Genomic DNA, 21,358 nt, shown 5'->3' with positions numbered 1-21,358 from the left:
CGTTCAGGAGTGAATCGCATGCCGCCACCGTCCCCCGCCCGGCGGATCCGTGGGGATCATGGACCGGATCTGTGGACTACCGGCCGGTTGTGGACATCGCCGTCACCCGGCACCCGGCGGGTCCCGTACACTTCTTCTGGCGATCCGGGTCACCGGGTCGACTTCGCACGCCCCGCCACCTGCCTCTCTGCGGAAGGTGGCCGCGCTCCTCGGTCCTTCGTGGCACGGCGCGTCGGGGCGTCAGGCGCGACAGCAATCCTGCGGTCGCGATAACCGAGCACCTCAAGGAGTACGGCCATGGCCGTCGTCACGATGCGGGAGCTGCTGGAAAGCGGCGTCCACTTCGGTCACCAGACCCGTCGCTGGAACCCGAAGATGAAGCGCTTCATCTTCACCGAGCGCAACGGCATCTACATCATCGACCTGCTCCAGTCGCTGTCGTACATCGACCGCGCCTACGAGTTCGTCAAGGAGACCGTCGCCCACGGCGGCTCCATCATGTTCGTGGGTACGAAGAAGCAGGCCCAGGAGGCCATCGCCGAGCAGGCGACGCGCGTCGGCATGCCGTACGTCAACCAGCGTTGGCTCGGTGGCATGCTCACCAACTTCTCCACCGTCTACAAGCGCCTTCAGCGTCTGAAGGAGCTTGAGCTCATCGACTTCGAGGACGTGGCCGCCTCCGGCCTCACCAAGAAGGAGCTCCTGGTTCTCTCCCGCGAGAAGGCCAAGCTGGAGAAGACCCTCGGTGGTATCCGCGAGATGCAGAAGGTGCCGAGCGCCGTCTGGATCGTCGACACCAAGAAGGAGCACATCGCCGTCGGTGAGGCGCGCAAGCTCCACATCCCGGTCGTCGCGATCCTGGACACCAACTGCGACCCCGACGAGGTCGACTACAAGATTCCGGGCAACGACGACGCGATCCGCTCCGTCACCCTGCTCACCCGCGTGATCGCCGACGCCGTCGCCGAGGGCCTCATCGCCCGCTCCGGCGCTGCGACCGGCGACTCGAAGCCGGGCGAGAAGGCTGCCGGCGAGCCGCTCGCCGAGTGGGAGCGTGACCTGCTCGAGGGCGACAAGAAGGCCGACGCCGAGGTCCAGACCTCCGCCGAGACCGAGAAGGTCGCGGACGCGGAGGCCGCCGAGGCCCCCGCCGCCGAGGCTGCTGCCGAGGCTCCGGCCGCGGACGCCGAGCAGGCCTGACACCCGTCACGGCTGAAGACGGCGGGGGCCGGTGCCACAAGCACCGCCCCCGCCGTTCACCCGTAGATCTTTCAGACTTCGAGAGAGAAATACAGACTCATGGCGAACTACACCGCCGCTGACGTCAAGAAGCTCCGTGAGCTCACCGGCGCCGGCATGATGGACTGCAAGAAGGCGCTCGACGAGGCCGACGGCAACGTCGACGGGGCTGTCGAGGCCCTCCGCATCAAGGGTCAGAAGGGCGTCGCCAAGCGCGAAGGCCGTTCTGCCGAGAACGGCGCGGTCGTCTCCCTCGTCTCCGAGGACAAGACGTCCGGCGTTCTGCTCGAGCTGAAGTGCGAGACCGACTTCGTCGCCAAGGGTGACAAGTTCCAGGCCGTCGCCAACACGCTCGCCGCGCACGTCGCCGCGACCTCCCCGGCCGACATCGAGGCGCTTCTCGCGTCCGAGATCGAGCCCGGCAAGACCGTCCAGGCGTACGTGGACGAGGCCAACGCCAACCTCGGTGAGAAGATCGTCCTGGACCGCTTCGCGCAGTTCGAGGGCGCCTTCGTCTCCGTGTACATGCACCGCACCATGCCCGACCTGCCGCCGCAGATCGGTGTCCTGGTCGAGCTGGACAAGGCCGACGCCGATCTGGCGAAGGGCATCGCCCAGCACATCGCCGCCTTCGCGCCGAAGTACCTGTCCCGCGAGGACGTCCCGGCCGAGGTCGTCGAGGCCGAGCGCCGTGTCGCCGAGGAGACCACGCGCGCCGAGGGCAAGCCCGAGGCCGCGCTCCCGAAGATCGTCGAGGGTCGCGTCAACGGCTTCTTCAAGGAGGCCACCCTCCTTGGCCAGCCGTACGCGCTGGACAACAAGAAGTCCGTCCAGAAGGTCCTGGACGAGGCCGGTGTCACCCTGAAGCGCTTCACGCGTATCAAGGTCGGCATCTGAGTCCGTCCGCGAAAAACGGTGGACCCCGATAGGGTCTGGTGCAGTCGACGGCCGCACACCGCCGTACGACCGCAGATCTGACGAGGAGGCCATTGCCGCTGAGGGACACCAGACCCACCGGCAATGGCCTTCTTCGTATGTGCACGAGGAGAATCTCCATGAACAAGGGCGCGGACGCCGCAACAGGTGACCACAAGCGCGACGACGGCAAGGTGCGCGGACGCTTCATGCTGAAGCTGTCCGGAGAGGCGTTCGCCGGTGGCGGGGGTCTCGGTGTCGACCCCGACGTCGTGCACGCCATCGCCCGCGAGATCGCGGCAGTCGTCCGCGACGGCGCGGAAATCGCGATCGTCATCGGTGGCGGCAACTTCTTCCGCGGTGCCGAGCTCCAGCAGCGCGGCATGGACCGGGCCCGGTCCGACTACATGGGCATGCTCGGCACCGTCATGAACTGCCTCGCACTCCAGGACTTCCTGGAGAAGGAGGGCATCGACTCCCGCGTCCAGACGGCCATCACCATGGGCCAGGTCGCGGAGCCGTACATTCCGCTGCGTGCCGTACGGCACCTGGAGAAGGGGCGCGTCGTCATCTTCGGCGCCGGCATGGGTATGCCGTACTTCTCCACCGACACCACCGCGGCACAGCGCGCCCTGGAGATCGACGCCGAGGCGCTGCTGATGGGAAAGAACGGCGTGGACGGGGTCTACGACTCCGACCCCAAGACCAACCCCGGCGCGGTGAAGTTCGACGCGCTGGAGTACAGCGAGGTGCTCGCCCGCGATCTCAAGGTCGCCGACGCCACCGCCATCACGCTCTGCCGTGACAACCAGCTGCCGATCCTCGTCTTCGAGCTGACGACCGAGGGCAATATCGCCCGCGCCGTCAAGAGTGAGAAGATCGGCACGCTCGTGAGTGACCAGGGCACCCGGGCCTGACAGCCGGGGGACTCCGCCGGGGCGACCCGGTGGGATCCCGGGGGCCCACGGGACGGCCCCGAAAGATGGACAACGGCCTGCCGGTCGGACACCGTGCAGGTGAGGACGCGACGCAGGACCCGCCGGGCCCGAGCACGCCGGGCCCACTCAAGACACGCAGGAGCACGTGGTGATCGAAGAAACCCTCCTCGAGGCCGAGGAGAAGATGGAGAAGGCCGTCGTGGTCGCGAAAGAGGACTTCGCCGCGATCCGCACCGGCCGTGCGCACCCGGCGATGTTCAACAAGATCGTCGCCGACTACTACGGCGCGCTGACCCCGATCAACCAGCTGGCCTCGTTCTCGGTGCCCGAGCCCCGTATGGCCGTTGTGACGCCGTTCGACAAGACCGCGCTGCGCAACATCGAGCAGGCCATCCGCGACTCGGACCTCGGCGTCAACCCGAGCAACGACGGCAATATCATCCGGGTGACCTTCCCCGACCTCACCGAAGAGCGTCGTCGCGACTACATCAAGGTCGCGAAGACCAAGGCCGAGGACTCCAAGATCTCGATCCGGGCCGTCCGCCGCAAGGCCAAGGAGACGCTCGACAAGCTGGTCAAGGACAAGGAGTCCGGCGAGGACGAGGTGCGCCGCGCCGAGAAGGAGCTCGACGACACCACCGCGAAGTACGTCGCGCAGGTGGACGAGCTGCTGAAGCACAAGGAAGCCGAGCTGCTCGAAGTCTGATGAACGACTCTCCCTGGGGCGTCCCGCAGGGTGCTGGCCACCGGGCGGCGCCCGAGATGCGGGCCGCTCCGGCGGGTCCTGCATATGATGTGCATGACGCCCAGCAGACTCGGCCCATGCCCATCGTGCCGGACGTTCCCGACGCAGGTAGAGACGCCGACGACCGTGATGACAGGGACCAGGGGGCCGGACGCCTGAGCGGCGGCCCCCTGTTCCGTGACGAGAAGCCGCAGGAGCCCATGTCCACCGCGCCACCACCCCCGCAGAAGAAACGTGCGGGCCGTGATCTGGGAGCTGCCATAGGGGTCGGCGTCGGGCTCGGTGCCGTCGTCATCGCCTCGCTCTTCGTCGTCCAGGCCGTCTTCGTCGGTGTGATCGTGATCGCCGTTGTTGTGGGCCTGTGGGAGCTCACCTCCCGGCTGGAGGAACGCAAGGGCATCAAGGCCCCCCTCGTGCCCCTCGCGATCGGTGGCGCGGCCATGGTCGTGGCCGGTTACGCACGCGGTGCCGAGGGCGCCTGGATCGCCATGGCGCTGACCGCCCTGGCGGTGCTCGTCTGGCGGATGGCCGAGCCGCCGGAGGACTACCTCAGGGACGTCACGGCCGGCGTCTTCGCCGCGTTCTACGTACCGTTCCTGGCGACCTTCGTCGCCATGCTCCTGACCGCCGACGACGGACCTCAGCGGGTTCTGACCTTCCTGCTGCTGACCGTGGTCAGCGACACCGGCGCGTACGCCGTCGGGTGGCGGTTCGGCAAGCACAAGCTCGCACCGCGCATCAGCCCCGGCAAGACCCGCGAGGGCCTGTTCGGAGCCGTGGCCTTCGCGATGGTGGCCGGTGCGCTGTGCATGCAGTTCATGATCGACGACGGCTCGTGGTGGCAGGGGCTGCTGCTCGGCCTCGCGGTCGCCGCCAGCGCCACCCTGGGTGACCTGGGCGAGTCCATGATCAAGCGGGACCTGGGGATCAAGGACATGGGCACGCTGCTGCCCGGGCACGGCGGGATCATGGACCGGCTGGACTCGCTCCTGCCGACCGCTCCGGTGGTCTGGCTACTGCTGGTGATCTTCGTCGGATCCGGCTGAGATGCCGCCGGTCCAGGGGTACCGCTTCTGACCTGCGTTTTTACGAGTGAGGGTCCGTTGTCCACAGGGCGGCGGGCCCTCACTGTTCTGTCTGCGACACTGGATGAACCATGCCTAAGCCCGGAGAACTCACTTTCGTCGCGCCCCGCGGAGCCAAGAAGCCGCCGCGGCACCTCGCCGACCTCACGCCCGCCGAGCGCAAGGAAGCCGTCGCCGCGACCGGCGAGAAGCCCTTCCGCGCGCAGCAGCTCTCGCAGCACTACTTCGCGCGGTACGCGCACGACCCGTCGGAGTGGACCAACATCCCGGCCGGATCGCGGGACAAGCTCGCCGAGGCGTTGTTCCCCGACCTGATGTCCGTGGTGCGGCACATCAGCTGCGACGACGACACCACTCGCAAGACGCTGTGGAAGCTGCATGACGGGACGCTGGTCGAGTCCGTCCTGATGCGCTACCCCGAGCGCGTCACCATGTGCATCTCCTCACAGGCCGGCTGCGGCATGAACTGCCCGTTCTGCGCCACCGGGCAGGCCGGTCTCGACCGGAACCTCTCCACCGCGGAGATCGTCCACCAGATCGTCGACGGCATGCGCGCCCTGCGCGACGGCGAGGTCCCGGGTGGCCCGGCCCGGCTCTCCAACATCGTCTTCATGGGCATGGGCGAGCCGCTCGCCAACTACAACCGCGTGGTCGGCGCGATCCGCCGGCTGACCGACCCCGAGCCCGACGGCCTGGGGCTCTCGCAGCGTGGGATCACCGTCTCCACCGTCGGTCTCGTCCCCGCGATGCTCCGCTTCGCCGACGAGGGCTTCAAGTGCCGTCTCGCCGTCTCGCTGCACGCCCCGGACGACGAGTTGCGCGACACCCTCGTGCCGGTGAACACCCGGTGGAAGGTCCGCGAGGTACTGGATGCCGCGTGGGAGTACGCGGAGAAGTCCGGCCGCCGTATCTCCATCGAGTACGCGCTGATCCGCGACATCAACGACCAGGCCTGGCGGGGTGACCGGCTCGGCCGGCTCCTCAAGGGCAAGCGGGTCCACGTCAACCTGATCCCGCTGAACCCGACGCCCGGCTCGAAGTGGACCGCCTCGCGGCCCGAGGACGAGAAGGCGTTCGTCGAGGCGATCGCCGCCCACGGAGTTCCGGTGACCGTCCGGGACACCCGCGGCCAGGAGATCGACGGGGCCTGCGGACAGCTGGCGGCAGCCGAGCGCTGAGGCCGAAACCGGGCGTGTAGCCTGGGATCGAAATCAACTTCATATTCCGACAGGGGAGCGCCACAGCGCTGAGAGTGCGGCACCGAGGACAGGTTGGCCGCAGACCCTCTGAACCTCGCCCGGGTCATTCCGGGTAGGAAGTTCGGACATTACTCAAGCTGTTGCGCCCTGCCCGCTTCCGGTTTCGACCGGTGCGGGCAGGGCCGCGTCTCTTCCTGGTCATGCCCAGGAGGAATCACATGAGCACCACCAAGAAGATCGCGGTGACGGCTGTCGCCGCCGCGCTCGGCGCGACCGCGCTCGCAGGTTGCGGAAGCTCCCACGACCCGGCCGCCGGCAGCGGCGGGACCAAGGGCTCCGGCTCCAAGACCGTCACCCTCGTCAGCCACGACTCCTTCAATGCCTCCAAGGACGTGCTGAAGGAGTTCACCCGGCAGACCGGCTACACCGTCAAGGTGCTGAAGAGCGGGGACGCGGGCGCCGCCCTCAACCAGGAGATCCTGACCAAGGGCTCGCCCCGCGGCGATGTGTTCTTCGGAGTCGACAACACCCTGCTCTCGCGTGCCCTCGACAACGGTCTGTTCACGCCGTACGAGGCCAAGGGCATCGACCGCGTCGCGTCCGATGTCCAGCTGGACGCGGGCAAGCACCGGGTCACCCCGGTCGACACCGGCGACATCTGCGTCAACTACGACAAGAAGTACTTCGCGGACAAGAAGCTCGCGCCGCCGAAGACCTTCGACGACCTGGCGAAGCCCGCGTACAAGAACCTGCTCGTCACGGAGAACGCGGCGACCTCCTCGCCCGGTCTGGGCTTCCTCCTCGGCACCGTCGCCACCTATGGCGAGGACGGCTACCAGGACTACTGGAAGAAGCTGAAGGACAACGGCGTCAAGGTCGTCGACGGCTGGGAGCAGGCCTACAACGAGGAGTTCTCCGGTTCCGCCGGCGGGAAGAAGACGAAGGCCGACCGGCCGCTGGTCGTCAGTTACGCCTCCAGCCCGCCCGTCGAGGTGCTGTACGCGGACCCGCAGCCGAAGACCGCTCCGACCGGCGTCGCCACCGGGACGTGCTTCCGCCAGATCGAGTTCGCGGGCCTGCTCGACGGGGCGAAGAACGAGGCGGGCGGAAAGGCCCTGCTGGACTTCCTGATCAGCAAGAAGTTCCAGGAGGACATGCCGCTCAACATGTTCGTCAGCCCGGTCACGAAGGACGCGAAGGTGCCGGAGCTGTTCACCGAGTTCGGTGCCACCGCCGACAAGCCGGCGACCGTCGCCCCGGACACGATCGCCAAGAACCGTGAGCAGTGGGTCCAGTCATGGTCCTCGCTCGTAGTGAAGTAGCGAGGACTCCCGTACGCGGACCGGGCGCGCGCGGGAGGGCCGCGCGCGCCCGGTCGCTGCGGGGGAGCGCGGTGCGGCTCGGTCTGATGGCCGTCCCCGTGGCGTTCTTCGCGCTGTTCTTCGCCTACCCCGTCGTCGCGATCGTCGGACGCGGGCTCAAGGCCGACGGGGTATGGCAGTTCGGACGGTTCGGCGAGGTACTGAGCCGGCCGGACATCCAGGACGTCCTCCGGTTCACCTTCTGGCAGGCGCTCGCCTCAACCGCTCTGACCCTGCTGATCGCGCTGCCGGGTGCCTATGTGTTCGCCCGGTTCGACTTCCCGGGCAAACAGCTGCTGCGGGCGGTCGTCACCGTGCCGTTCGTTCTGCCGACCGTCGTCGTGGGTACCGCGTTCCTCGCGTTGCTGGGGCGCGGCGGGCTGCTCGACGAGCTGTGGGGTGTAAGGCTCGACACCACGGTGTGGGCGATTCTGCTGGCACATGTCTTCTTCAACTACGCCGTCGTCGTGCGTACTGTCGGCGGGCTCTGGTCGCAGCTCGACCCCCGGCAGGAGGAGGCCGCACGGGTCCTGGGCGCCGGGCGGTTCGCCGCCTGGCGGCGTGTCACCCTTCCGGCGCTCGCCCCCGCCGTGGCCGCCGCCGCGCTGATGGTCTTCCTCTTCACCTTCACCTCCTTCGGTGTCGTCCAGATCCTCGGCGGCCCCGGATTCTCCACGCTGGAGGTGGAGATCTACCGGCAGACCGCACAGCTGCTGGCCCTGCCCACGGCCGCGGTCCTGACCCTGGTGCAGTTCGCCGCGGTCGGCGGTGTCCTCGCCGTGCACGCCTGGACCGTGCGGCGCAGGGAGACCGCGCTGAAACTCGTCGACCCGGCGCGGACGGCCCGCAGGCCACGCGGCGCGGCGCAGTGGACGCTGCTCGGCGGGGTGCTGCTGACCGTACTGGTCCTGATCCTGCTGCCCCTGGCCGTCCTGGTGGAGCGGTCGCTCGATGTGTCCGGCGGGCATGGATTCGCGTTCTACCGCGCGCTCGGCTCGGCGGAGGCGAACAGCGGTACGTTCCTGGCCGCGCCCCTCGAAGCGATCGGGAACTCGCTGCGCTACGCCCTGGTCGCGACCCTCATCGCCCTGGCAGTCGGGGGACTGGCCGCGGCGGCCCTGACCAGGAAGGCGGGCCGGCTCGTCCGGGGGTTCGACGCGCTGCTGATGCTGCCGCTCGGTGTCTCCGCCGTCACCGTCGGCTTCGGGTTCCTGATCACTCTCGACAAGCCGCCGCTGGATCTGCGGACCTCCTGGATCCTGGTACCGCTCGCCCAGGCGCTGGTGGGGGTGCCCTTCGTCGTACGCACCATGCTGCCGGTCCTCAGAGCGGTGGACGGGCGGCTGCGTGAGGCGGCCGCGGTGCTCGGCGCATCGCCGTGGCGGGCCTGGCGGGAGGTGGACCTGCCGCTCGTGCGCCGTGCACTGCTGGTAGCCGCCGGTTTCGCCTTCGCCGTTTCCCTCGGTGAGTTCGGTGCCACGGTCTTCATCGCGCGGCCCGACAACCCGACCCTCCCGGTTGCCGTCGCCCGGCTCCTTGGCCGGTCCGGAGAGCTCAACTACGGCCAGGCGATGGCCCTCAGCACCATCCTGATGCTCGTGTGCGCGGTGTCCCTGCTGCTGCTCGAACGCATCCGCACCGACCGATCCGGGGAGTTCTAGAGATGCTGACACTTGAATCGGCCACCGTGCGCTTCGGTGACCGCGCAGCGCTCGACGCCGTGGACCTGGAGGTCGCGGAACACGAGATCGTCTGCGTCCTCGGACCGAGCGGCAGCGGGAAGTCGACCCTGCTGCGTGTCGTCGCCGGTCTCCAGCAGGCCGATGACGGACGGGTACTGCTCGACGGCGCGGACCAGGACGGCGTGCCCGTGCACCGGCGCGGCCTCGGCCTGATGTTCCAGGACCACCAGCTGTTCCCGCACCGCGACGTCGGTGCCAACGTCGCCTTCGGCCTGCGGATGCACGGTGTGAAGCGGGCGGAGCAGGACCGCAGGGTCGCCGAACTCCTCGACCTGGTGGGCCTGGCCGGAGCCGAGCGCCGGGCCGTCGCAGCGCTCTCGGGCGGCGAGCAACAGCGCGTCGCCCTCGCCAGGGCCCTCGCCCCCCGCCCCAAACTGCTGATGCTGGACGAACCGCTCGGCCAGCTGGACCGCGGTCTGCGCGAACGGCTCGTCGTCGAACTGCGCACGCTCTTCGGCAGGCTGGGTACGACGGTGCTCGCCGTCACCCACGACCAGGGAGAGGCCTTCGCGCTCGCCGACCGGGTGGTCGTGATGCGCGACGGACGCATCGCCCAGGTGGGCACCCCGCTGGAGGTCTGGCAGCGTCCCGCCTCCGCCTTCGTCGCCCGGTTCCTCGGCTTCGACAACGTGGTGGACGCGATGGTCGCCGGCGAGGCCGCGGTCACGGACTGGGGCCGGGTGCCGGTGCCGGCGGGATCGCCGCAGGGAGCGTGCGACCTGCTGGTGCGGCCTGCCGGGGTCCTGATCGGCGGCGAGCGGGACGGTCTGCCCTGCACCGTGGGCGCGCGCACCTTCCGCGGCAACCATGTGGCTGTGAAGCTGCACCCCGACCGCGGGCCGGTCCTGGACGCGGAGTGCCCGCTGAGCGGTGCCCCGGACGAGGGCGCGCGGGTCGGCGTCACCTTCGCCGCCGCGGAGAGCGTCGTGCTGCCCGCCGGCCGCTGACTCCGCACGGGGCACCGGCTGCCCGGGCCGGGGCCGCGGGGGCGGATCCCGGGCACATTCTGCGTCGGGCGTCACCCCGCGCCCGCCTTCGTACAGCGCCGCGCCGCGGTCCGTCAGATCGACGGACTGGACGCGGTGGCCCGTCACATGCGCCGACGGCTGCCGCCGCGCCGAATGCGGGGAGCGATTCGATCTCGGCGCCGCGTGCGGGAGCGCCGGCTGCCGGTCTCTCCACGCCCCTCGTGCCACCGACCTGAGCCCCCGCGCGCGGAGCCGCCGTAGGCGGACCCGGCCGGGAACGATGCCCAGGCCGGGTCCTGGTCAGGCAGTCAGCGGCAGTGCGGCCAGCTCGGCGATTGCCCAGGTCAGTGGGGCGAAGACGAGGAGCAGGGCGGCCGCCCGCAGCGCTGTCGCCGCGCGCAGCGCCGACGCGGGTGCGCCGAGCCGCAGCAGCGTCCGAGCCGTCTCCGCACGGGCCTGCTTCGCCTCCAGCGCCGACGTCAGGAGCGTCGCGGTGGTGCAGCCGATGACCAGCAGGGCGCCGAGCGCGGTGAGCGGGCCGAACGGCCGCGGTCCCGTCCCGTACAGCGCGAACGCGGCGACGATCGCGGAGAGGACGGCGCAGACGACCCCCAGCGGCCGGCCGATCCGGCGCGCCTCGTTCATCAGGACCCGGCCCGCCAGCAGGCGTACGGCTCCGGGGCGTACCGCCTGGAGCAGTCGCCCGCACAGGTAGGTCAGTCCAGGGCCTGCCGTGGCCAGGCCGATCGCTGTGAGGGTCCACCCGACGAGCACCCAGGCCGGCGTGGAGTCGAGCTTTCCCGGGAGGGGGAAGGCGCTGCCCGTCGAACCACGGTTCGCGTACGCTTCCACGGCGAGTCCTGCGGCGGTCAGGGCCACGCCCCACGGCAGCCCGGCGGGTGGTGCGGCGGGTGCCGGGGTCTGCTTCCCGGGCAGCAGGTCCTCGGTGTCCTCCACAGCCGTGGCCCGCACCGGGCTGGTCCGAAGGGCCAGGGCGCTCGCCGTCGCGGCGGCGACGGGCAAGAGGGCCAGCAGGACGAGGACGGCGGCCGGCGGCAGCGGCGCCTCGGCGTTGAGGAGCCCGGCAGCGGCACCGTCGAAGGGCAGTCCGGACAGGTCACCGCGCAGGTGGAGGAAGAAGAGCAGCGCCACCATCGAGCCGAGGGCGCACGAGACGGCGGTGGAGACCGCGGCGAGCACGCTGAGCCGTACCGGGCCGAGGCCGACGGCCGACAGTCCGGCGCGTGGCCGGGTGCTCGGGTCCGTACGGGCCACCGCGACCGCGAACTGCACCGTGGCGGCCAGCGGTACGAAGCACCACAGCAGACGCAGCACGGAGCCGGCGGATTGGGCCGGGTGTCCCGAGGCGTAACCGAGCGTGCACAGCAGGAGGAAGCCGACCCCGGCGGAGGCGGCCGCGACGAGCAGCCGCCGCATCAGGACCAGTGGATGGGAACCGCGGGCTAGACGGAGAGCGAGCACGCCGCGCGGCCCTCCGCATCGGTCACGGCGGGCAGGGCGACCGTGGCGACCCGGCGCCCGTCCAGCAGCGGCACCACGCGGTCGGCGAGTGCAGCGGTCTCCAGGTCGTGCGTGGCGAGCACCACCGTGATGCCGTGGGACCGGGCCGCGCTCGTGAGGGTGCGCAGGACATGAGCGCGGTCGGTGCGGTGCAGCGTGGCGGTCGGCTCGTCGGCGAAGATCACCGAGGGCCCGGCGGCCAGGGCGCGGGCCACCGAGATCCGCTGCCGCTGGGCCTGCTGGAGGGTGTGCGGCCGTTTCCGCGCGCACATGCCGATGTCGAGGCGCTCCAGCCACTCCATGGCGGCCTTCCTGGCCTCGCGGTGCGGGGTGCCGCGCAGCAGCAGTGGCAGGGCGGTGTTCTCCCAGGTGTTCAGTTCCGGGACGAGCTGGGGTTCGGGGGCGATCCACCCGAACCTGTCGCGGCGCAGCCGCTCACGCAGGCGCGGGCCCATGGTGTGGACGGGGACGCTGTTGAACCACACCTCGCCCTGCTGGGGTACCAGCTGGCCGGAGAGGCAGTGCAGCAGAGTCGTCTTGCCGCTGCCGCGCGGGCCGGTCACGGCGAGGATCTCGCCGTCGCGGATTCCCAGGGAGACCCCGCCGAGCGCGGGTGAGCCGTTGTGGGAGTGCTGCAGGGAACGTGCCCAGATCACGTCGTTGTCCGGCGGGGCCACCATGGCGTACACCTCGGTTCAGATCAGATATCCCGTTCCCCCGTACGAGGGAACGAAGGCGGGGCCGATCGGTCACTCGGCACCGTAGGGATTCGGATCGCGGTGTGCGCACAGCACGCGGCCCGGGTGCGCTTCTTCCCACTCGAATGGGCGCATCCGGGCCGCGTGGACCGTATGAAATGACCGCCGGGAGCCCGTCGCGGGACGGCAGGGCCGGGGCGAACCGGTACCGGCAGAGGGGGCCGTCCGGGCTAATGCTCAGAGCTTCGTCCAGGCTTCCGTCAGGACGGACCGCAGGATGCCCTCGATCTCGTCGAACGTGGACTGCTCGGAGATCAGCGGCGGTGCGAGCTGCACGACCGGGTCGCCCCGGTCGTCGGCCCGGCAGTAAAGGCCGTTGTCGTACAGTGCCTTGGAGAGGAAGCCGTACAGGACCCGCTCGGTCTCCTCGTCGGTGAACGTCTCCTTGGTCGTCTTGTCCTTCACCAGCTCGATGCCGTAGAAGAAGCCGTTGCCGCGGACGTCGCCCACGATCGGCAGGTCGAGCAGCTTCTGGAGCGTGGTGAAGAAGGCGTTCTCGTTGTCGAGGACGTGCTGGTTGAGGCCCTCGCGCTCGAAGATGTCGAGGTTGGCGAGGCCGACAGCGGCGGAGACCGGGTGGCCGCCGAAGGTGTAGCCGTGCAGGAAGGTGTTGTCACCCTCGTAGAACGGCTCGGCGAGCCGGTCCGAGACGATGCAGGCACCGATGGGCGAGTAGCCCGAGGTCATGCCCTTGGCGCAGGTGATCATGTCCGGCACGTAGCCGAACTTGTCGCAGGCGAACATCGTGCCGAGACGGCCGAACGCGCAGATGACCTCGTCGGAGACGAGCAGCACGTCGTACTTGTCGCAGATCTCGCGGACGCGCTGGAAGTAGCCGGGCGGCGGAGGGAAGCAGCCGCCGGCGTTCTGCACGGGCTCCAGGAAGACGGCCGCGACGGTGTCCGGGCCCTCGAAGAGGATCTCCTGCTCGATCTGGTCGGCGGCCCAGCGGCCGAAGGCCTCCGGGTTGTCGCCGTGGATCGGGGCGCGGTAGATGTTCGTGTTCGGCACCTTGTGCGCACCGGGGACCAGTGGCTCGAACGGGGCCTTGAGGGCCGGCAGACCGGTGATGGACAGGGCGCCCTGCGGGGTGCCGTGGTAGGCGACCGCACGCGAGATGACCTTGTACTTGGTCGGCTTGCCCTTGAGCTTGAAGTACTGCTTGGCCAGCTTCCAGGCGGTCTCGACGGCCTCGCCGCCACCGGTGGTGAAGAACACCTTGTTGAGGTCGCCCGGGGCGTAGCCGGCGAGGCGCTCGGCCAGCTCGACGGCCTTCGGGTGGGCGTAGGACCACACCGGGAAGAAGGACAGTTCCTGGGCCTGCTTGTAGGCGGCCTCGGCGAGCTCGTGGCGGCCGTGGCCGGCGTTGACCACGAACAGGCCTGACAGGCCGTCGAGGTAGCGCTTGCCCTGGGCGTCGTAGATGTAGGTGCCCTCGCCACGCACGATGGTGGGAACGGGCGCGTTCTCGTAGTCCGACATGCGGGTGAAGTGCATCCACAGGTGGTCGTACGCGGTCCGGCTGAGGTCCTTGCTCACGGCTATCGGGTTCCCCACATATAGGTCTGCTTCTTGAGCTTGAGGTAGACGAAGCTCTCGGTGGAGCGCACGCCGGGTATGGCCCGGATGCGTTTGCTGATCGTCTCCAGCAGGTGGTCGTCGTCCTCGCAGACGATCTCCACCATCAGGTCGAAGGAACCGGCGGTCATCACCACGTACTCGCATTCGGTCATGGCCGACAGCGCCTCCGCGACGGGGTCGAGTTCGCCCTCGACATTGATCCCGACCATGGCCTGCCGCCGGAACCCCACGGTGAGCGGGTCGGTGACGGCGACGATCTGCATCACGCCCTGGTCGAGCAGCTTCTGGACGCGCTGCCGGACAGCCGCCTCGGAGAGGCCTACGGCCTTGCCGATCGCGGCGTACGGGCGGCGCCCGTCCTCCTGGAGCTGCTCGATGATCGCGAGGGACACGGCATCGACCGCTGGGGACGATCCGTTCCCGGTCCTGGAGTCTGCGCTGCGACTGGCCACGTGGCCACTCTGCACCGGGACTCGTCTGTCTCGCAACCCCGGATCGATGAAATTCGTTGTCGAAGGGCTCAGATATCACTGAATCCGAAGTTGGCAGCGGTTGGGCATGTCGAAACCGTTACCCATGCGACTAGGCTGGAAGTCTCACCCATTGGACGTGTCGACAGGAGGGGTGGTTGTGACCACCGAGGTGCGCCGTCTGCGCAACTACATCAACGGAGAATTCCGGGACGCCGCCGACGGGCGGACCATCGATGTGGTCAACCCGGTGACGGAGGAGGTCTACGCGACCTCCCCGCTGTCCGGCGGGGCCGACGTCGATGCCGCCATGGAAGCTGCCGCGGCGGCCTTCCCCGCGTGGCGCGATGCCACGCCCGCCGAGCGTCAGCGTGCCCTGCTGAAGATCGCGGATGCCTTCGAGGAGCGTGCCGAGGACCTCATCGCTGCCGAGTCCGAGAACACCGGCAAGCCGCTCGGGCTGACCCGGACCGAAGAGATTCCGCCGATGGTGGACCAGATCCGCTTCTTCGCGGGCGCCGCCCGGCTCCTGGAGGGCCGCTCGGCCGGCGAGTACATGGAGGGGCTGACCTCCATCGTCCGCCGCGAGCCGGTCGGTGTCTGCGCGCAGGTCGCGCCCTGGAACTACCCGATGATGATGGCCGTGTGGAAGTTCGCCCCGGCGCTCGCCGCGGGCAACACCGTCGTCATCAAGCCGTCCGACACCACCCCGGCGTCCACCGTGCTGATCGCCGAGATCATCGGGCAGATCCTGCCGAAGGGCGTCTTCAACGTCATCTGCGGCGACCGTGACACCGGCCGCGCGATGGTGGAGCACCGGACCCCGGCGATGGCCTCCATCACCGGTTCGGTACGGGCCGGGATGCAGGTCGCCGAGTCCGCGGCCAAGGACGTCAAGCGAGTCCATCTGGAGCTCGGCGGGAAGGCCCCCGTCGTCGTCTTCGAGGACACCGACATCGCCAAGGCCGTCGAGGACATCTCCGTCGCGGGCTACTTCAACGCCGGACAGGACTGCACCGCCGCGACCCGGGTGCTCGTCCACGAGTCGATCCACGACGAGTTCGTGGCCGCGCTGGCCAAGGCCGCCACCGACACGAAGACCGGGCAGCCGGACGACGAGGACGTGCTCTACGGCCCGCTCAACAACGCCAACCAGCTGGCCCAGGTCAGCGGCTTCATCGAGCGGCTTCCCGCCCACGCCAAGGTCGAGGCGGGCGGCCACCGGGTCGGCGACAAGGGGTACTTCTACGCCCCGACCGTCGTGTCCGGGCTCAAGCAGGACGACGAGATCATCCAGAACGAGGTCTTCGGCCCGGTCATCACCGTCCAGTCCTTCACGGACGAGGCCCAGGCCCTGGAGTGGGCGAACGGCGTCGAGTACGCGCTGGCCTCCTCGGTGTGGACCAAGGACCACGCCCGGGCCATGCGGATGTCCAAGAACCTCGACTTCGGCTGCGTGTGGATCAACACCCACATCCCGCTCGTCGCCGAGATGCCGCACGGCGGATTCAAGAAGTCCGGCTACGGCAAGGACCTCTCCGCCTACGGCTTCGAGGACTACACCCGCATCAAGCACGTCATGACCTCGCTCGACGGCTGACCGCCGCGGTCCGGGTACGGGTACGGACGGGTAGCGACAGGGCCCCCGGGCGCACTGTGCGAGTGCCCGGGGGCCGTACCCGTACCGCGGGCATCCGTACGGCAGCTCTGCGGTGCGGCAGGCATCCGTACCGCTGGGCAAGGCCGCCCTCGACAGGGTGTGCGCGGGGAGCCGCCGCCGCTGGACGGTTGGTCCATTGTCTGCCGCACCGGCGGACAGGCATTCTGCGCAGGTGCGAGCGATCCCGAACCACCCCATGTCCCGCCGGTCCCTGCTCCGCGTCTTCGGGGCGGGAGCGGCCGGCGTCACGCTGGCCGGCTGCGGAGTCCCCGCCGCCTACGTGGAGCCGGGTGACCGTGCCGGACGCGACTACTCCGCAGGCGACCACACCCTTCACTTCGCCAACTGGCCCCTCTACATCGACACCGACGACGAGAACGAGTCGAAGCGGCCCACCCTCGACGCGTTCAGCAAGCGGACCGGCATCTCCGTCACTTACACCGAGGAGATCAACGACAACGACGAGTTCTTCGGCAAGATCAGCCCGGCGCTGATGAACCACCAGCGGACCGGCCGGGACCTGATCGTCATCAGCGACTGGATGGCCGCGCGTTTCGTCCGGCTCGGCTGGGTCCAGGAGATGGACCGGGCGAAGCAGCCCAATGTGACGAAGTACCTCGACCCGCAACTGCGCTCGCCCGCCTTCGACAAGGGCCGTACGCACAGCGTGCCCTGGCAGTCCGGGATCACCGGCATCGCGTACAACCGCAAGAAGCTGGGCCGGGAGATCAGGCACATGAGTGACCTGTGGGCGGACGACCTGCGCGGCAAGGTCACCCTGCTGTCCGGTCTCGACGAGTCCTTCGCGCTGCTGATGCAGGGCAACGGCGTCGACATCACCCGCTGGAAGCGCGACGACTTCTACGCCATCTGCGACCAGGTGGAGAAGCTGGTGAAGAGCAAGCACATCCGCCGCTTCACCGGCAACGACTACATCAAGGATCTCTCCACCGGCGACGTTCTCGCCTGCCAGGCCTACTCCGGTGACGTCATCCAGCTCCAGGCGGACAATCCCGAGATCGAATTCGTGGTGCCGGAGGAAGGGGCCGAACTCTGGGCGGAGTCCCTCATGATCCCCAACCTCGCCCGCCACAAGCGCAATGCGGAGAAGCTCGTCGACTACTACTACGAGCCCGAGGTCGCCGCCGAACTCGCCACCTGGGTCAACTACGTCTGCCCAGTGCCGGCCGCCCGCGAGGTGCTCGCCTCCTCCAAGGACGAGGAGACCGCCGCGCTGGCCGAGGATCCACTGATCTTCCCCGACGACGCCATGCGCAAGCGGCTCGCCATCGCCCGCGACATCACGTCCGAGGAACGCACGGAATTCGCCAAGAAGTGGAACTCGATCGTCGGTTTGTGAAGTCGTGCCGGGGTGGTGTGAGGGAGAGGTGAACCCAGGCATACGCTGCCTGGCATGAGCGAGCGACGCGTCTTGCGGAGGCGTATACGCGTGTGGTTGGCCGTCTTCATCGTCTGTCTGGTTCTGAGCGGGCTGACCGCCTTTCCGCTCGTCCATGAACTGCGGTGGGCCGAGGACCTGCTGACCTCCTCCGCCTCGCCCGTCCCCGAGCACTTTCCGGCCCTGATGGAGTGGATCACCCGCGTCCGGACCGGGCTCGACACGGCCGACGCCGAGTACCCCTTCGTGCTCTACGGCACCGACTGGCTGGCCTTCGCCCATCTTGTGATCGCGGTCGCCTTCTACGGTCCCTACCGCGATCCGGTCCGCAACATCTGGGTCGTCGAGTTCGGCATGATCGCCTGCGCCGGAATCATCCCGCTCGCGCTGATCTGCGGACCCATCCGCGACATTCCCTTCTGGTGGTCGGTCATCGACATGTCATTCGGCTTCTTCGGGGTGATCCCGCTGCTGGTCGTGCACCGCAAGATCAAACAGTTGGAGGTCATGAGCGGACACCGGTGCCCGCCCAGGAGAGCGTTCCGGCGGTCTGAGTCACGGAGCGGACGGGGCGCCGAAGGCGGCCACCACTATGTCCATCGCCGTCGCATTCATGTCCTTGCCCTTCGCATCGTTCGAGTTGACGCTGTAGACCAGGGTCCGCGAGAGGTCACGGGTTGCTCCGATGGCCGTGTTGTAGCCCCAGCGGCCGCCCGTCTTGCCCCAGATCTCGCGCCCGCCGAGCTTCATGACGGAGAGGCCCGCGCCGAACACGGCGGGCTTGCCCGTGCCGAACTCGCGCACCGACGGATCCGGCAGCGTGAACATCTCCTCCAGCAGTGGTCCGCGCACCACCCGCCCGCCGAACAGAGCCCGGGTGAACCGCTCCAGATCGGCGGTGGTCGAGATCAGGTCCCCCGCGGCCCAGGCGTCGCTCACCCCCCACACCGTGACATCGCGCAGTTCGCCTTCGGTGCCGAAGATCTGGTAGCCGTGGTTGTGCGGCCCCCGGATCGTCGGGTCGGTGCCGGGGAAGCAGGTGTCCTTCAGACCCAGGGGCCTCAGGACACGGCGGGAGACCTCGGAGGCGTACGAGCCGCCCGTGACGCGCTCGATCAGCAGGCCCGCCACGGTGTAGCCGATGTTGGCGTAGTGCTGCTGGGTGCCGGGCGCGAAGTCCGGCTTCCGCGCGGTTGCTTCGCGTACGACGTCCTCCGGGTCGGTCACGTCGAAGCGGTGTGCGTACCAGTCCTCCAGCGTGTCGCCGTCGTCCGAGCCGACGGACGGGATCCCGCTCGTGTGATTCAGCAGCTGGCGCACCGTAACTTTCGAGTAGGCCGCCGGAATCAGGTCCGGCAGATAACGCCGGACGGGACGGTCGAGGCCGATCCTGCCCTCGCCCGCCAGTTGCAGCACGACGGCCGCCGTGAACACCTTGGTGACCGAGCCGGCCCGGAACCGGCCGGCCGGGTCTGCAGGCCGCCCGGACGCCAGGTCATGAACGCCGGAGCTGCCCCGCCAGACGCCGGCGGTGCCCGAGACGCGCACCAGCGCGGCCGTGGCGTCGGCCGCCGGGAGCCCCTGGATCGCGGCCCGCAGCGCCTCGCCGTCCGGCGCCTCGGCTGCCGGTGACCACAGCGCGCTCCGGCCCCCCACCGGGGAAGAGGCCGCCAGGGCCGGTGAGGCGGGGGCCGCGGCGAGGCCGAGGAGCAGCGCGGCCGGCAGTGCTGCCGCGATGACGGTGCGGGACGTACGGGTGTTCATGTCCGGTGCCTCCTGGGCGTGGAATCCGGTGGATCCGTCAACTGCTGACGGATTCCATCCTGTTGATCCACACCTCCGGGCGGATCACCCGGCCGGGGGTTTCTCCGGGGGAGGCCTCCTCCCCTGCGCGGGGGAGGAGAGGACCGGACCTCCCTCCGCGGAGGGAGAGACGACACCGCACTCGTACGCGCAGATCACCGCCTGGATCCGGTCGCGCAGCCCGAGTTTGGAGAGCACGTTGCCGACATGCGTCTTCACCGTGTGCTCGCTGACGAACAGCGCCGCCGCTATCTCCGCGTTGGACAGCCCGCGCGCCAGCTGGAGCAGCGTCTCGCGCTCCCGTGCGGTCAGCACGTCCAGGCGGGCGGAGGGCTCCGCGGCCACGGCGGCGGGCGGACGCGAGGTGTACTCGGCGATCAGCCGACGGGCCACCGAGGGCGCCAGCAGTGAGTCCCCGGCCGCCACCACTCGTACCGCGTGCACCAGGTCGTCGCGGCGGACGTCCTTGAGCAGAAAGCCGCTGGCACCCGCGTGCAGCGCCTCGTAGACGTACTCGTCGGAGTCGAAGGTGGTCAGCATGACCGTCCGGCAGGCGCTCCTCGCGGTGATGGCGCGGCAGGCCTCGATCCCGTCCGTTCCGGGCATCCGGATGTCGAGCAGCGCCACTTCGGGCGCCAGCCGCTGTACCGCCTCGACCGCCGCGGCGCCGTCACCCGCCTCGGCCACCACCTCGATGTCCGGCTGTGCGTCCAGGATCATCGCGAAGCCGCTGCGCACCAGCTCCTGGTCGTCGGCCACCACTACACGGATCGTCAACTGCCCACCCCTGCCTGTTCCTCTGTCTGTCCCTCTGTCCTCGTTCGCGGAATCGTCACCAGGACCCGGAACCCCCGGCCGCCGGGCCCCGGGCCGGTGCGGGCCGTTCCACCGTGGGCGGCTGCCCGTTCCCGAATGCCGACCAGCCCCAGACCTGTGCCGGTGCCCGGACCGCGCCCGTCATCGGTGATGGTGAGGGTCAACGCCTCAGGACCGTGCTCGAGTTGCACGCGGACCGTGCCTGCGGCCGCGTGCCTGACCACGTTCGTCAGGGCCTCCTGCACGATCCGGTAGACGGTGGCCTCGACCGCCAGGCCGGGCGGGCGGGGGCGCCCCGTGACCTCGTACGAGACCGCCGGGCCACTCGCGCCCACCCGGGCGACCAGCGCGGGCACCCCGGCCAGCGCGGGCTGCGGTTCGCGCGGTGCGTCCGGCGATTCGCCGTCCTCGCGCAGCACGCCGAGCATGCGGCGCAGCTGGCCCATGGCGTCCCGCCCCGCCTCCGAGATCGCGTCGAACGCCGCCTCGGCCCGCTCCGGTGCCGTACGGACCGCCACCGGACCGGCCTCCGCCTGCACGATCATCAGGCTGACCGCATGGGACAGGATGTCGTGCATCTCCCGGGCGATCCGGGCCCGCTCGCGGGCCGCCGCCTGTTCCGCCTCGATGCGGTGCGTCAGCTCCAGTTGACGTGCCCGGTCCTCCACCGCCCGCAGATAGGCCTGGCGCGTCACCGCGAGCCGGCCGAAGGCGTAGGCCGCGGCGAACACGAACAGGGAGAACAGCAGCTCCCTGAGCGCGTCGCTGTCGAGTCCGACGGAGACCACCACCGCCACCGCCGTGAGCGCCGCGATCCCGGTCCGCTTCGACGTCGAGGAAAGCTCGGCCACCGTGTAGAAGGCCACCAGGCCGGTGTACGGGAGCGGCTGGCCCGGACCGTCCACGGCGAACTTGTACAGACCACCGGCCATGAGCACGGCGAGAAGGACCGCGACCGGCGCCCGGCGGCGGGCTGCCAGAGGGAGCACCGTCAGGGTGGTCAGCCCGTACGCCGTCCATGTCGCGTCCGGCAGATCCGGGGCACGTGGGACGACGAACGGCATGGTCACGGCGGCCTGGACCAGCAGCGTGATGAGCAGGTCGACGGCGCGGGGGCCGGGCCGCAGCACTCGCGACACGACGTCCTGTATGTGCACG

The 21,358-nt window shown here is 69.5% G+C and carries 18 protein-coding genes and 1 pseudogene; 12 read left to right on the top strand and 7 right to left on the bottom strand.

Annotation, left to right across the window (positions count from 1 at the left end):
- The first annotated feature begins 297 nt into the window (after positions 1-297).
- From rpsB to ACZ4LX_RS10580, 9 genes are all read left to right on the top strand, one after another.
- Positions 298-1,200, top strand: a complete 903-nt coding sequence (gene rpsB / locus ACZ4LX_RS10620; protein WP_383772891.1) for a 30S ribosomal protein S2 — start codon at positions 298-300, stop codon at positions 1,198-1,200.
- A 99-nt stretch (positions 1,201-1,299) separates the two neighbouring features.
- Positions 1,300-2,136, top strand: coding sequence for a translation elongation factor Ts (gene tsf / locus ACZ4LX_RS10615; protein WP_467640794.1), 837 nt, complete (start codon positions 1,300-1,302; stop codon positions 2,134-2,136).
- Between the two features lie 158 nt (positions 2,137-2,294).
- On the top strand, positions 2,295-3,071 hold the full coding sequence (gene pyrH, locus ACZ4LX_RS10610) for a UMP kinase (protein WP_467640791.1): 777 nt from the start codon (positions 2,295-2,297) through the stop codon (positions 3,069-3,071).
- Between the two features lie 169 nt (positions 3,072-3,240).
- The gene (gene frr / locus ACZ4LX_RS10605; protein ID WP_037690170.1) at positions 3,241-3,798 is read left to right on the top strand and encodes a ribosome recycling factor; all 558 of its coding nucleotides are present in this window, start codon (positions 3,241-3,243) and stop codon (positions 3,796-3,798) included.
- The gene (locus ACZ4LX_RS10600) at positions 3,798-4,883 is read left to right on the top strand and encodes a phosphatidate cytidylyltransferase (RefSeq protein WP_467640787.1); all 1,086 of its coding nucleotides are present in this window, start codon (positions 3,798-3,800) and stop codon (positions 4,881-4,883) included. Before frr ends, ACZ4LX_RS10600 begins: the two co-directional genes overlap by 1 nt.
- 110 nt (positions 4,884-4,993) lie before the next feature.
- Positions 4,994-6,100 carry a dual-specificity RNA methyltransferase RlmN gene (gene rlmN, locus ACZ4LX_RS10595; RefSeq protein WP_327178246.1) on the top strand — a complete coding sequence of 369 codons (1,107 nt, stop codon included), beginning with the start codon at positions 4,994-4,996 and terminating at the stop codon, positions 6,098-6,100.
- 239 nt (positions 6,101-6,339) lie between these two features.
- A complete protein-coding gene (locus ACZ4LX_RS10590; protein ID WP_467640783.1) occupies positions 6,340-7,443 on the top strand; it encodes a thiamine ABC transporter substrate-binding protein in 1,104 nt (367 codons plus the stop codon).
- 86 nt (positions 7,444-7,529) lie between these two features.
- Positions 7,530-9,143 carry an ABC transporter permease gene (locus tag ACZ4LX_RS10585; RefSeq protein WP_467641142.1) on the top strand — a complete coding sequence of 538 codons (1,614 nt, stop codon included), beginning with the start codon at positions 7,530-7,532 and terminating at the stop codon, positions 9,141-9,143.
- A gap of 2 nt (positions 9,144-9,145) precedes the next feature.
- Positions 9,146-10,171 carry an ABC transporter ATP-binding protein gene (locus ACZ4LX_RS10580; RefSeq protein WP_467640780.1) on the top strand — a complete coding sequence of 342 codons (1,026 nt, stop codon included), beginning with the start codon at positions 9,146-9,148 and terminating at the stop codon, positions 10,169-10,171.
- Between the two features lie 321 nt (positions 10,172-10,492).
- On the opposite strand, the gene ACZ4LX_RS10575 is transcribed toward ACZ4LX_RS10580, so the two are convergent.
- From ACZ4LX_RS10575 to ACZ4LX_RS10560, 4 genes are all read right to left on the bottom strand, one after another.
- Positions 10,493-11,674, bottom strand: a complete 1,182-nt coding sequence (locus ACZ4LX_RS10575; protein WP_467640777.1) for a hypothetical protein — start codon at positions 11,672-11,674, stop codon at positions 10,493-10,495.
- Complete coding sequence (locus ACZ4LX_RS10570; protein ID WP_467640774.1) at positions 11,656-12,393, bottom strand: ABC transporter ATP-binding protein; 738 nt, start codon at positions 12,391-12,393, stop codon at positions 11,656-11,658. The genes ACZ4LX_RS10575 and ACZ4LX_RS10570 overlap by 19 nt, the downstream gene beginning before the upstream one ends.
- 255 nt (positions 12,394-12,648) lie before the next feature.
- On the bottom strand, positions 12,649-14,028 hold the full coding sequence (locus ACZ4LX_RS10565) for an aspartate aminotransferase family protein (RefSeq protein ID WP_467640772.1): 1,380 nt from the start codon (positions 14,026-14,028) through the stop codon (positions 12,649-12,651).
- Positions 14,013-14,504, bottom strand: coding sequence for an Lrp/AsnC family transcriptional regulator (locus ACZ4LX_RS10560; RefSeq protein ID WP_467640769.1), 492 nt, complete (start codon positions 14,502-14,504; stop codon positions 14,013-14,015). Before ACZ4LX_RS10560 ends, ACZ4LX_RS10565 begins: the two co-directional genes overlap by 16 nt.
- 178 nt (positions 14,505-14,682) lie before the next feature.
- Here ACZ4LX_RS10560 and ACZ4LX_RS10555 point away from each other — a divergent pair, with 178 nt between their 5' ends.
- The 3 genes and pseudogenes from ACZ4LX_RS10555 to ACZ4LX_RS10545 all read left to right on the top strand — a co-directional run.
- Positions 14,683-16,122 carry a gamma-aminobutyraldehyde dehydrogenase gene (locus tag ACZ4LX_RS10555; protein ID WP_467640766.1) on the top strand — a complete coding sequence of 480 codons (1,440 nt, stop codon included), beginning with the start codon at positions 14,683-14,685 and terminating at the stop codon, positions 16,120-16,122.
- Positions 16,123-16,378: 256 nt separating this feature from the next.
- Positions 16,379-17,542 (top strand): ABC transporter substrate-binding protein, encoded by a 1,164-nt coding sequence (locus ACZ4LX_RS10550; RefSeq protein WP_467641139.1) that lies wholly within the window; start codon positions 16,379-16,381, stop codon positions 17,540-17,542.
- A gap of 54 nt (positions 17,543-17,596) precedes the next feature.
- Positions 17,597-18,091 (top strand): annotated as a pseudogene (locus tag ACZ4LX_RS10545) (hypothetical protein); the annotation flags it as partial.
- Between the two features lie 45 nt (positions 18,092-18,136).
- Here the strand turns inward: ACZ4LX_RS10545 and ACZ4LX_RS10540 are convergent.
- From ACZ4LX_RS10540 to ACZ4LX_RS10530, 3 genes are all read right to left on the bottom strand, one after another.
- Entirely contained in the window at positions 18,137-19,345 is a 1,209-nt protein-coding gene (locus ACZ4LX_RS10540; RefSeq protein ID WP_467640763.1) for a serine hydrolase domain-containing protein, read from the bottom strand.
- An 84-nt stretch (positions 19,346-19,429) separates the two neighbouring features.
- Positions 19,430-20,161, bottom strand: a complete 732-nt coding sequence (locus tag ACZ4LX_RS10535; protein ID WP_467640760.1) for a response regulator — start codon at positions 20,159-20,161, stop codon at positions 19,430-19,432.
- Positions 20,158-21,330 carry a sensor histidine kinase gene (locus ACZ4LX_RS10530; protein ID WP_467641136.1) on the bottom strand — a complete coding sequence of 391 codons (1,173 nt, stop codon included), beginning with the start codon at positions 21,328-21,330 and terminating at the stop codon, positions 20,158-20,160. The genes ACZ4LX_RS10535 and ACZ4LX_RS10530 overlap by 4 nt, the downstream gene beginning before the upstream one ends.
- Between the last annotated feature and the right edge of the window lie 28 nt (positions 21,331-21,358).

The organism is Streptomyces sp. NPDC026062 (assembly GCF_055568375.1).
This window is presented reverse-complemented; position numbering and strand designations above follow the sequence as displayed.